Source organism: Glutamicibacter mishrai (assembly GCF_012221945.1).
GTDB classification, from domain to species: Bacteria; Actinomycetota; Actinomycetes; order Actinomycetales; family Micrococcaceae; genus Glutamicibacter; species Glutamicibacter mishrai.
In genome coordinates this window covers 526,916-536,215 of record NZ_CP032549.1, presented here as the reverse complement: position 1 = coordinate 536,215, position 9,300 = coordinate 526,916, and the positions used below count along the sequence as shown (strand labels likewise).

The following is a 9,300-nucleotide window of genomic DNA, read 5'->3' as shown; positions in this document are numbered from 1 at the left end:
CTTTTCCTTTGGACTGGAACCTTCGTCGCTGGTTGGGTCGACAGCCATTTGATTGTTAATACGTTCTTGCGTACTATCATCTTTGTGGATGACAAAACGTTCCTGGATGAACTCAGGCAAGAGATTCAAGATCTCGCGACGAGGGTGGCTTCGTTGGAGAAAGCGGCCGCGGATGAGCGGCCTGAGCAGGCCAGTAAGGAATCGCCTGCGCTCAAGCCGGGAGATGAGTTCTGGGCGCTGTCGGGGTTGAAGGCCAGGCTGGGGGAGCACCCATCAATGGAACAGGGCGCGGTGGCTCTGGTAGGTGCGGTGACGCTTCCGACCGGTGCTCCAGTTGCGTGGCAGCAGACAGCGGGAACCGCAGGACTCTTCGAGGTGGAGTGGGACGGGCGCGCGGCAGCATTCGCCGCGTTAGGGCACCCGGTGCGTCTGGAACTCTTGCGTCATATATTTTCTGGCGTTCATGCCACTGCAGAGCTCGCGTCGATTGAATCGCTAGGCACGACGGGGCAGCTGCATCATCACCTGCGGCAACTGCTGTCGAGCGGCTGGCTGAAGCAGAGTGGCAGAGGCAGTTATGAAGTTCCACCCGCACGCATGGTGCCTTTGTTGGTCTGCCTTGTCGCTGCGGAGGGCTGATGCGTCTTCTCCTGCGGATTTATCGTGTGCGTGGAGTGATTCTTCTTATCGCAGTAGCGCTGTGCTTGCTGGGGGCGCTTCGTCGGTTCCTGCCAGAAGGCGAGGTGATTGAAGCGACCTTTCTAGTGCTGTCGTGGCTGGGAATTGCTGGCCTGCTGATTGCCGTGCTTGTGGCCATGCCTGCAGCGAGGTTACTGCCAGAGTACGGATCAATCAGCGTCGTTTCCCCTGTGGCCGGTCGCTGGCTAGGTATGAATAGTCCGGTCGATAAAGTCCCCAGCCACGGAGTCCGTGCCTATGGCCAAGCTTACGCAATTGACCTGGTTTATGAGCCCGTAGGCAAGAAGCGCCCAGCGTTTGGGGAGGGCCCAGCTATGCGGTCTCCCGAAGAGTACCCCGCATTTGGCCAGCCCGTTCGTGCGATGGTTGACGGTGAAGTTGTAGCTGTGCTGGACACGCTGCGTGATCACCGCGCGCGTTCAAGTATGAGCGGCATCGTGTACATGATGATCGAGGGTGCGATTCGTGAGTTAGCTGGACCGAAGTTCATCATTGGCAACCACGTGACGATCCGCAGCGATGATGGAGTTTTTGCAGTAGTGGCGCATATCAAGAATGGCTCAGCGTTCGTGAACGTAGGGGATCGAGTCCGTGCTGGCCAAGAGATTGCCGAATGTGGAAATTCGGGGAACAGCAGCGAACCACATGTGCACGCACAGCTGATGGATCGGCGCTCAGCATGGACTGGGCAAGGTGTCCCATTTTCCTTCGTAGATGTGCGGATCGGGGACACTGAGCAGCTGCAGAATGCCCTCCCCGGCAACCTTCAGCATGTGACTATCGATATGCCCGCGTCTGTTCCGGCGCGACCGGCCAAACCTTCAAAGGAATAAGCAGTGGATCCTGTATCGCTCATTTTCGGTGCGTCTATCGCGTCTGTTGTCTGGACATGCCTTCTGCCGCGAACTCGACGAAAATGTTCACAATGTGACTCGACCGACCTCGACTAAAGGGACGTGAAAGTAATTGACTTGACTTGGCGCCTCATGCTTGAACTGGGTGGTCCCGCTGCAAAGGTTGGTATCTGTGGGCACTGCTGCGAATGGCGGCACAATACAACCTCAGTGGGCAAGAAATGAGGGTCCTCATGTCAAAGGTTGTTATCTGCGGCGACGTGGTGGAGTTCCGCTTCAACGTTTAATCCCGAGGTGCTTTTGCGCCCCCGGTTTCGTTTGAAACCGGGGGCGTTTTTGCATCTTGAACATGATTCATCGCCACATAGCTCCGGAAGGAAAAAAGCGTCTCCAAAATAGCGATACCGTTCAAGGCACATGGGCCATTTTCGTTCAAGGACAACGCCGCAGGCAGGCGGCGTTACCCGGCCCCGTGTTGCGGCGAGCGAACGGACGGTCGCAAAGGCCGATCCGCGCGGCAATCCGGTCGAACTCTACTTTTCGCTCTAGAGCCCGTACTTGAGCAGAGCCCAGAAGCGCTTCGGGACCTTTCGAGTTCGCGCGCCCTTCAAGCATCAGCCTTAGCGCGGTTGAGACCCATTGAGACATACGCGGAGAATCCAGCTCGCTTCGCGAACTTGATGCGTCGTCGCTGCGTCTCGGTGAATCCGAGCTTAGCGTACAGGCCGAGGGCGGGCGTGTTGGTGTCCTTTATATCACGCAGCACGAATTCGTCGGAGGGTAGCTCCAGGAGCTGACGCATCAGTGCAGTGGCTACGCCTTTGCCCTGATGCTGCGGCGCTGTCGTGACGAATGCAATCTCCGTCAGACTGTCGCGGGCACCGTCACAGGCCCCCATGAATTGACTTCGGATGATCCGATAGCTGATGATCCCGTGTATTGGACCGAGCACGCGCTGGAGCTCGTGCAGATCCGGCTCGAAGCATTCCTGCTCGCCTTCGGTGACGACCGCGACCGCGGCGGGCTCGCCGTCGACGAGCGCGATGTGGAAGCGCTCCAGGATGAGCATCGGGGCGAACGCGTCGGCAAGCACACCGGGGTCTTTGGAAAAGAAAGCGAAATCCTCGGCGAACCCTTGCGTGAGAACTTCCGCGATCTGGTGTCGGTATTCCTCTCCGAGTTCGTCTGCGCGCGCGACTTCGATCTTCATCGGGGTCCTCCTGTGAACATTCGTAGGATCAGGTCGACATCGGGCTCCGCAGATTCGTCCCCCTGAGCAACATGCAACGTGGTGATGCCGGAAAGCATGGCGAAGTAGTGGGCGGTCAGTCGGGCGGAGTCTCCCTTGGCGATCTGGCCCTTAGCCTGGCCTCGCGCGATAAGCGATGCGAAGGCCCGCCCGATGGCTCTCTGCGATGCGGCCAGCCGAGGTGAGGTTCCCTCCGGGGTGTTTGACGTGACGCCCTGATTTATCATCATGTAGAACTCGGCCGCGCCATTGTTCGCTGCGAGGTCCGCCACGTAGACCTCGGTGAAGGATCGGATCATGGAGATCGGATCGCCTTCGGTCGCGAGCTGCGCGGCGGCAGCCCAGAGCCCCCGCGAGGCCTGTTCGATTAGTTCATCGAACAGCTCTTCCTTGCTCGCGTAGTGCCGGTAGATAGACCCGGTGCTGATCCCCGCTTCGGCGGCGATCTGACGCATGTTCGTGGCCGCGAAACCGCGGTGTGCGAACACCCGCACGGCAGCCGTCTCCACAGCAGAGCGCGTGGCTGAGCGCAACGCTTCGTTCTGCTCCGTCGTCCGCGGCACGATGATCCTTTCAATGAACTTGTGTTCATTTTATGCAGCGATCGCACCGGGCGCAACTGGGTGCCCGACTAGGGTTGCTACGAGGTGCCTGGTGGGCAGTGGAATGATGCGCGGCCACGGGTCGACACTCAAAGGTTGGTATGTGTGGCGACGTGGTGGAATTTCGTTTCGCCGTATAACCTTTGGTTGCTAAAGCAGATCTTGGTTGTCTTTCTCTTGCTGGCCGTGGACCGCTGACTCAGCGGCGACGACCTAGTGGCTCATACGCGTAGGAGGATCTTTCCCGGAGCGTGCGCCGTCATGCTGAGAGTGAAAGCAGTGGCTGCTTCGACGAGAGGCAGGGTTTGGGCGATTCGGACGATGAGTTCTCCGGTTGCGGCGAGCTCGACGGTTCGTTCGAGTTCATCCGCAGGGTGCTCGACCCAGGGGATTCCCGCTGCATATGAAAACTCGTCGCCCCACGCAGTGACCGCGCGACTGGGCGAAGGCAGAAGTTCAGCCGCTGCTTGGACGGACCTTTGTCCTCCGACGGCGTCGGCGCTTGCGGTGATGATGCCAGTCGCTTTCACTGCCTCGACCAGGCCATTCTTGTAGTAGATCGGGATCGCGCCAATGGAGCGTAAGTAATCATGGTTCTCCGGCGATGCCGTGCCGATCACGCGTGCGCCTCGCGCGATGGCGATTTGGACAGCCGCGGAGCCGACGCTCCCTGCTGCTCCGTGGACCAGCAGGGTGTCGGCGTCGGTGATGCCCAGATGGTGGATCAGGGAGTACCCAGCGACCCCCGAGGATGGAAGGCCGGCTGCCTGCTCAGTGCTGACGGTCGGCGGCCGGTGTGCGACCAGCCGAGCGTCGATGATGAGCAGTTCTCGATAGGAGCCTCCTCGGGCTCCCGCGATGACGGCGTCGCCGACGGAGAAGTCGTTGACGCCTTCGCCGACGGCGTCGACGGTCCCCGTAGATGCCCACCCCGGAACTCCAGGAAGGGTGAGCGTGTCGCCGAAGTGCCCTGCCGTCATCTTCCAGTCGATCGGGTTCACGCCGATCAGTTCGTTGCGGACGCGAATCTGGCCGTGCCCTGGCTCGGCGAGGAGATCTTCGGCCCAACGCAGAACTTCGGGCCCGCCGTATTCTGCAAACTCGATTCTCTTGCTCATGGAATGAGACTCTAAAGTCTCACGCCAATGTGAGAGTCAAGCTGGGGATGGGTGTTGATCATTTTCGCGGACTGGCTGCGATCACGGACTCGAGGGCATCGACGGAGGTGCGCAGCGTCTCGATGCGCTCGAGCATGTCGTTGCGTTCGGACACGAGTACGCCATAGAGGTCGGAGCAGGACAGCGCGAGGGCGTCGTCGTGCTGGCGAAGGCACGGCAGGATGTGCTCGATCTTCCGCGTGCTCAACCCTGCGGCGAGGAGAGCCTGTATCTGCTGAACAATGACGACGTCGCTCTCGTCGTAGACCCGATAGCCGCTGGGAAGGCGCTCGGGTGTCAGGAGCGCCTGCTCTTCGTAGTAGCGCAGCGAGCGGATGCTCACCCCGGCACGCCGGGACAGTTCGCCAATCTTCACGTGGTCCCCCTCTAAATTTGACTCTCACGCTCATGTGAGAGTTTACCTTCAGTGCATGTCTGCTGAAAATCTGAGTGACCGTGTCGTCGGTGTCCCGCGCTTGTTGTCGTTCGCGTTCGTGCTCGGCGCGTTCGCACTGGGCACCTCGGAGAACCTGATCGCGGGTCTCGTTCCCCGGCTGTCTCAAGAATTCGGGGTGTCGGTCTCTCAAATAGGGCTTCTGGTGACGGCATACGCCGGCACCGCGGTGATCGCCGGTCCCGTGCTCGCGCTTCTGACAGCTCGGATGCCTTTGCGGCGACTCTCGTTGATCGCGATGGTCCTCTATACCGCGGGAACGATGCTCGCCGTGTTCGCGCCCAGCTACGGAGCCCTAATGATCGCGAGGATCGTGACCGGGGCGATGCACACGCCCGTGCTGGTCGCCTTCATGCTCACCGCGCTCCGCATGGCATCGCCGGGGGAGCGCGGCAGGACGGTTGGACGTATCACACTTGGGCTTGGTGTTGCGACGGTGATTGGCGTGCCTGTCGGAAACGCGCTGTCGGAGAAGTTGGGGTGGCAATGGGCCTTCTCGCTGGTCGCAGCACTGATCGTCATCACACTGCTGATTGCCCTCGCGGTCTTTCCTGACGATCGTAAGCCGCGTGGTGAAGCTGGTTGGCGATCGCTTCGCGTCCTGTCGAAAGGCCCTGTGCTCATCGGCATCGCCATAACGGCGTTGGCGGGACTGGGGGCCATGATCCTGCTGGCCTTTGCTGTGCCGTTCTTGACGTCTACCGGCATCGAAGACCGCTTTGTCGCACCGCTGCTGCTGATCTACGGTGCCGCGTGCCTCGCAGGGAACGTCGTCGGCGGGCGGCTTGCGGATCGAGGACTGCACCGGGCCCTCATGGTCACGCTTACCAGCACGGGAATCGCATTGCTCATCGCCGGAATTGTCGGACATAGCCCGGTCGGTGCAGTCGTGGGTCTCTCGCTGGTCGGGTTCACGTACTTCACCACCTTCCCGCCTCTGAACACGTGGATTGCCACCAGTGCCGACGGCATCGCGCCGGGTCTGGCCCTTGCTGTCAACAGTTCCGCGTTCAACATCGGCATCGCCGTCGCTGGAGGGCTAGGTGGTGCGGTACTGACTGCCGGGCTGGAGGCCACGAAGCTGCCCTATCTTGGTGCTGGAGCGCTGGCGACTGGTGTCATGATCTCGATCATGCTCCGGGCATCCCAGAGGCGTTCGGCTGGCATGTCTGGGCCGGGTCACTCGACCCTGACAGGTGCCCAAAGGTAGTTGTCGAATCCAAAGGTTGGTCTGTGCCGGAATGAGGTGGAGTTCCGTTTTAACGTCTAGCGTTATTGACGGGCTCCGTCATACACTGGAGTCCTCCGGATCCCGCCAGGGATCATCTGGAGCAGCTGGCCGGCGACCGTCGCGGTCAGCACAGCATCCGAGTGAACGCGCAGTGGCGGCTCTGCTTCGTATGGGGAGATGGAGGTGCAGAAGATGTCGAACTCGTCGACTATCACTGAGGCCGACCTGATCGAGCCGATCCATCCAGGGGAGATCCTGATGGAAGACTTCATCGAGGGCTTCGGGATCACGCAGAACAACCTGGCGGTGTCGATCGGTGTGCCGCCGCGTCGGATCAACGAGATCGTCCACGGCAAGCGCGGGATCACTGCGGACACGGCCATCAGATTGGCACGATACTTCGGCACGTCCGCGGAGTTCTGGATGAACCTGCTGTCGAACTATGAACTGCGTATTTTGCGGCGGACGCTGCGCGAGAAGGTCGCGGCGATCACGCCGCTGAAGGTTGCATGACCATGCGGGTTCGTCGCGCGATGGCGGCAGACGTTGCGGCGCTTGTGGATTTGCGAGCCGAGATGTTCGCTGCGATGGGCGTTGATGCATCCGGAGGATCCTGGCGCGCTGCGGTTCATGACTGGTTCAAGGCGCGACTGGACCACCCTGATTTCGGGATCTTCGTGGTCGAGGGTGATGGCGTGGTCGTGGCTTCGGCCGTCGGTGCGATTCGTGACGCAGCACCGTCCCCGACGTGCCCGACCGGGCGCGACATCCTCATCAACAATGTCTGCACCTTTCCGTCATATCGTGGCAACGGACACGGCTCGGCGGCGTTCGAGGCTGTGCTGGAATGGGCGCGCCAGACCGGTGTGCGGCGCGCCGAGTTGATGGCCACGGACGACGGAAGAGGCATCTACGAAAAGGCCGGTTTCGTCGTGAATGGCTCGATCGCCATGAGAGCGGAGCTCTGAAAGGTTTGCGGAGCCCGAACGACCGAGGTTGGTCAGTGCCGGAATGCGGTCGAGTTCCGGTTCAACGTGTAGCGGAACTCCCATCCGCACGGGGAACACGGCTGCGCGAGCGTCGTGGATATCGACGTCGGGGAGATGGATTACTGCCTCCATGCGTCCGAGTTGAGCATGCCGCTCGCGCCTGGACGGGTTCGGGCAGGCTCGTACTGACGCGGATTGGTCTTCGGGCGCGAGCCGCTTCCCGTGGACACGCCATCGGTGCGGTCGAACAAGTCGGCCAGGGGTATGTCCGTAGACTGATACCCATGATTCGGGTCGTTTTTATGTGCGGACCGGCGGGGTCAGGCAAGTCGACCGTCGCTCGTCGGATGGAGGCAGACGGATTCGTTCGGCTCTCGTTCGATCAAGAGGCCTGGGGCAGGGGCATCCGACACATGCCGCTGACAGATGATGCGCATCGCGAGATCGAGATCGAGCTCCGACGTCGTCTCGTGGATCTCGTCGAAGATGGACGTGAGGTCGTGCTCGACTTCTCCTTCTGGTCGCGTGCCATGAGGGAGGAATGGAGGCATGTGCTGGAACCGTTCGGGGTGGTTCCTGAGACGATCTACCTTTCGACTGACCGTGAGACGTGTTTACGGCGTGTTGCCTCGCGCAGCCGCTCACACAGCGACGATTTCGCTCTGGATACGGCGACCGCCGCAAGGTACTTCGATCACTTCGAGCCTCCGACTCCTGATGAGGGACCCGTGACCGTGCTTGTGGTGTGATCTGTCAACCAGGAAGAGCCCGGTGCCACGAGATCCCCGCCTGTCGGGTGCATCAGTCGCCGAATTCCAGAGGTTGGTCCGTGCGAGGCTCGGCCGAGTTCAGGTTTAACGTCTAGCGCTATAAACGGCCCGCGGTATACCCCGGTCGCGTGATCAGATCGTTCGGTAGCAAGGAGACCGAACGGCTGTGGCGTCGAGAGCGTGTGCGCTCGATCGATCCGAGGGTCCATCGAGTCGCGTTGCGCAAGCTACGCCAGGTGGGATCTGCGGCGGTGCTCGATGACCTTCGCGTCCCACCCGGTAATCGGCTCGAGGCGCTGAATGGTGATCGAGCCGGTCAGCGCACATCGGGATCAAAGACCAGCGGCGGATCTGTTTCGTGTGGACGGACGCCGGACCGGAGGAGGTGGAGATCGTTGACTACCACTGACAAGATCGAGCCGATCCACCCGGGGGAGATCCTCCTGGAGGACTTTATCGAGGGGTTCGGGATCACTCAGAACAAGCTCGCCGTGTCGATCGGGGTGCCGCCGCGTCGGATCAATGAGATCGTGCACGGCAAGCGGGGGATCACCGCGGACACCGCGTTGCGGCTGGCGAAGTACTTCGGCACGTCGGCTGAGTTCTGGATCAACCTCCAAAGCCACTACGAGCTGGATCGCGCAGAGGATGCTGCAGGGGATCAGATCGCGTCGATCACGCCGCTGGAGGTCGCGTGATGTCGGAGACTACTGAATCGGTACTCGTGATCATCGACATGCAGCAGGGTGTGGTTCCCGGCTGCATTGATGCGGATGGGGTAGTGAACCGCGCAGCAACGCTCATCGACCGAGCACGGGCTCATTCCGTGCCGGTGATCTGGGTGATGCATGACCCGGTAGGAGCAGGTACACCCGACTGGGACCTCGTTCCGCCGCTGGAACGAATCGATGGCGAAGCTATCGTGAGGAAGAACTATCGCGATTCGTTCGCGCAGACGTCGCTGCGGGATACTCTCGACCAGTTGGGTGCGACTCGTCTGATCATTGCGGGGGCGCAATCGGACTACTGCATTAGGACTACTACTCAGCGCGCAGCAATCGAGGGATACGACGTCACCCTTGTGGGAGATGCCCATACGACCGGAGATGCCCAGTGGGACGGCGCGACTATCACTGGAGAGCAGATCGTGGCGCATACGAACATGTACTTCGCTGGCTTGCGGTATCCGGGACAGCGGTTCGATGTTGTGACTCATTCTGAAGTCGAGCTCTGAGGGTGGTATGCGCGAAGACATCGCAGACATCCGGCTCGACGTCTAATTTTGATTAGCTCTG

General features: G+C 60.7%; 13 protein-coding genes. 9 read left to right on the top strand and 4 right to left on the bottom strand.

All coding sequences use genetic code 11. The features are described from left to right. The first annotated feature begins 48 nt into the window (after positions 1–48). Both D3791_RS02555 and D3791_RS02550 read left to right on the top strand, forming a co-directional pair. A complete protein-coding gene (locus tag D3791_RS02555) occupies positions 49–639 on the top strand; it encodes an ArsR/SmtB family transcription factor (protein WP_246242281.1) in 591 nt (196 codons plus the stop codon). Then, a complete protein-coding gene (locus tag D3791_RS02550) occupies positions 639–1,532 on the top strand; it encodes a M23 family metallopeptidase (RefSeq protein ID WP_172511224.1) in 894 nt (297 codons plus the stop codon). Before D3791_RS02555 ends, D3791_RS02550 begins: the two co-directional genes overlap by 1 nt. A 628-nt stretch (positions 1,533–2,160) precedes the next feature. Here D3791_RS02550 and D3791_RS02545 read toward each other — a convergent pair. The 4 genes from D3791_RS02545 to D3791_RS02530 form a co-directional block, all read right to left on the bottom strand. Continuing rightward, the gene (locus D3791_RS02545) at positions 2,161–2,763 is read right to left on the bottom strand and encodes a GNAT family N-acetyltransferase (protein WP_172511223.1); all 603 of its coding nucleotides are present in this window, start codon (positions 2,761–2,763) and stop codon (positions 2,161–2,163) included. Continuing rightward, on the bottom strand, positions 2,760–3,365 hold the full coding sequence (locus D3791_RS02540; RefSeq protein WP_172511222.1) for a TetR/AcrR family transcriptional regulator: 606 nt from the start codon (positions 3,363–3,365) through the stop codon (positions 2,760–2,762). The genes D3791_RS02545 and D3791_RS02540 overlap by 4 nt, the downstream gene beginning before the upstream one ends. Before the next feature lie 260 nt (positions 3,366–3,625). After that, a complete protein-coding gene (locus D3791_RS02535) occupies positions 3,626–4,522 on the bottom strand; it encodes an NADP-dependent oxidoreductase (protein ID WP_172511221.1) in 897 nt (298 codons plus the stop codon). A 58-nt stretch (positions 4,523–4,580) separates the two neighbouring features. Beyond that, positions 4,581–4,937 carry a MerR family transcriptional regulator gene (locus D3791_RS02530; RefSeq protein ID WP_172511220.1) on the bottom strand — a complete coding sequence of 119 codons (357 nt, stop codon included), beginning with the start codon at positions 4,935–4,937 and terminating at the stop codon, positions 4,581–4,583. Positions 4,938–4,992: 55 nt separating this feature from the next. On the opposite strand from D3791_RS02530, the gene D3791_RS02525 reads away from it, so the two are divergent. The 7 genes from D3791_RS02525 (at position 4,993) to D3791_RS02495 (ending at position 9,239) form a co-directional block, all read left to right on the top strand. Beyond that, entirely contained in the window at positions 4,993–6,225 is a 1,233-nt protein-coding gene (locus tag D3791_RS02525) for an MFS transporter (RefSeq protein ID WP_172511219.1), read from the top strand. A 161-nt stretch (positions 6,226–6,386) separates the two neighbouring features. Beyond that, positions 6,387–6,464, top strand: coding sequence for a hypothetical protein (locus D3791_RS16815; RefSeq protein ID WP_281350629.1), 78 nt, complete (start codon positions 6,387–6,389; stop codon positions 6,462–6,464). Beyond that, positions 6,439–6,759, top strand: a complete 321-nt coding sequence (locus tag D3791_RS02515; RefSeq protein WP_172511217.1) for a HigA family addiction module antitoxin — start codon at positions 6,439–6,441, stop codon at positions 6,757–6,759. The genes D3791_RS16815 and D3791_RS02515 overlap by 26 nt, the downstream gene beginning before the upstream one ends. Continuing rightward, entirely contained in the window at positions 6,756–7,214 is a 459-nt protein-coding gene (locus D3791_RS02510) for a GNAT family N-acetyltransferase (RefSeq protein WP_172511216.1), read from the top strand. The genes D3791_RS02515 and D3791_RS02510 overlap by 4 nt, the downstream gene beginning before the upstream one ends. Before the next feature lie 305 nt (positions 7,215–7,519). Next, a complete protein-coding gene (locus tag D3791_RS02505; RefSeq protein ID WP_216847359.1) occupies positions 7,520–7,984 on the top strand; it encodes a P-loop nucleotide/nucleoside kinase family protein in 465 nt (154 codons plus the stop codon). A gap of 416 nt (positions 7,985–8,400) precedes the next feature. Then, entirely contained in the window at positions 8,401–8,703 is a 303-nt protein-coding gene (locus D3791_RS02500) for a HigA family addiction module antitoxin (RefSeq protein ID WP_172511215.1), read from the top strand. Beyond that, complete coding sequence (locus D3791_RS02495; protein ID WP_172511214.1) at positions 8,703–9,239, top strand: isochorismatase family protein; 537 nt, start codon at positions 8,703–8,705, stop codon at positions 9,237–9,239. The genes D3791_RS02500 and D3791_RS02495 overlap by 1 nt, the downstream gene beginning before the upstream one ends. Positions 9,240–9,300 lie beyond the last annotated feature (61 nt).

Coding starts and splice junctions, on each gene's coding strand:
- D3791_RS02550 (WP_172511224.1), top strand. CDS start 639: ATGCGTCTTCTCCTGCGGATTTATCGTGTGCGTGGAGTGATTCTTCTT.
- D3791_RS02545 (WP_172511223.1), bottom strand. CDS start 2,763: ATGAAGATCGAAGTCGCGCGCGCAGACGAACTCGGAGAGGAATACCGA.
- D3791_RS02535 (WP_172511221.1), bottom strand. CDS start 4,522: ATGAGCAAGAGAATCGAGTTTGCAGAATACGGCGGGCCCGAAGTTCTG.
- D3791_RS02525 (WP_172511219.1), top strand. CDS start 4,993: ATGTCTGCTGAAAATCTGAGTGACCGTGTCGTCGGTGTCCCGCGCTTG.
- D3791_RS02515 (WP_172511217.1), top strand. CDS start 6,439: ATGTCGAACTCGTCGACTATCACTGAGGCCGACCTGATCGAGCCGATC.
- D3791_RS02510 (WP_172511216.1), top strand. CDS start 6,756: ATGACCATGCGGGTTCGTCGCGCGATGGCGGCAGACGTTGCGGCGCTT.
- D3791_RS02505 (WP_216847359.1), top strand. CDS start 7,520: ATGATTCGGGTCGTTTTTATGTGCGGACCGGCGGGGTCAGGCAAGTCG.
- D3791_RS02495 (WP_172511214.1), top strand. CDS start 8,703: ATGTCGGAGACTACTGAATCGGTACTCGTGATCATCGACATGCAGCAG.